This window comes from Brevibacillus panacihumi (genome assembly GCF_003710985.1).
Classification (GTDB): domain Bacteria; phylum Bacillota; class Bacilli; order Brevibacillales; family Brevibacillaceae; genus Brevibacillus; species Brevibacillus panacihumi.
This window is the reverse complement of the sequence record NZ_RHHT01000085.1, coordinates 1-1,257: the sequence shown is the minus strand read 5'-3', so window position 1 is coordinate 1,257 and position 1,257 is coordinate 1. Positions and strand designations below refer to the sequence as shown.

The 1,257-nt window shown below is 44.6% G+C and carries 1 protein-coding gene; it reads right to left on the bottom strand.

Features of this window, described 5'->3' with window-relative positions; genetic code table 11:
* Positions 1–50: 50 nt before the first annotated feature.
* Positions 51–1,097 (bottom strand): COG1470 family protein, encoded by a 1,047-nt coding sequence (locus tag EDM58_RS25100; protein ID WP_122915767.1) that lies wholly within the window; start codon positions 1,095–1,097, stop codon positions 51–53.
* Between the last annotated feature and the right edge of the window lie 160 nt (positions 1,098–1,257).

Here is a 1,257-nt window from a genome sequence, read left to right as displayed (position 1 = left end):
ACTTAAAGGGGAGCATATCATATGAGGAGGGCTTTACTTTACCACCATTCCTATTTCACTTCTACCGTAAAATCCTTCAGCGGTCGTCCTGACCAGCCTTGCTTCAATGAAACGATAAATCTGTAGCTTGCTTTTGGAGCGTTTTTGCTGGCTTTTACTTTGATTTGGACTGTTGCCGTTTCTCCGGGCATAAGTTCCAGGTCTTTTTCAGGATCTGTCATCACCTTTACCATGTTGGGGCTGTTGTAGGCGAAATGATAATTGACATCAATGGTGTACTTAGCGGTGTGGACTCTGCTGTCGTTGGTCACCTGAACATTTTCAATGAGAATTTCTTCACCTGGGGACAACAAGTATTCACCATTGGCATTCATTCCGGCTTCCGTAGATGTACTCTGTGGCTCTGGTGCTGGTTTGTCTATAGCTTGAGGTAGTTCGATTGGTGGCGCAGTCACAGTCTGATTCTGTGGGTATTGTTTTATCAAGTAAACAACTACTTCATTGGTTTCAGGATAATGGTCCACTTTTACCATCGTATAGCCGGTTGGGGACTGATAGAAATCAACGTTGCCTGAATCTGTTGTTTTTGCAAGGCTAGTCAACCATGGTTTATTCAAAATTTCCTTTGTTCCCTCGTATGTCATGTAGCTAATGTATTGGTCCTGGTCATCGAAGAAAATGGACAAAGAACCGTATTGATAGCATAAGCTCCTCGTCTCGCCATCCACGTAGGACTCAGATGTCGGGTTCCCCAGCAACGTTTTCACTTCTTCTTTTGTTAAATCAAAAGAGAGTACCTTTTCCGTGCCATTCTGATTGTAAACAGCTGAATACTCGTCCATCTGAAGAGATGCATAGAAAGGCTCAACCGTTGCTACAGACGGATTGTTTACCGTTTCAACAACAGGAGGGGGCGGTTGGGGTTCCGCGTCATTCGCTACTTCCGGCGGAGTCGTCATTTTAACAGCGGTGGGTTTTGGGGAGTCAAAAACGAATTGATTCAACAGGAAAATAGAGCCTCCAGCTATTCCAAGAACGGTTCCGATCACAACCATGAATTTCCCTAACTCGCTTTTTGCGTCATTGTTTTTTGCCAAGATGAATCCTCCTATAATACAGGCCGTTGATTACTGCTTTGTGTCTTTATTACTTATTACCCGCTAGCGAAGATTCGTTAAACCATGTGAACCTTCTCCTCTTCCGGACCTGAACCAGCGAGGATAATCGTTCCCACGCAATCGAGTAGGAGGGGGTGAC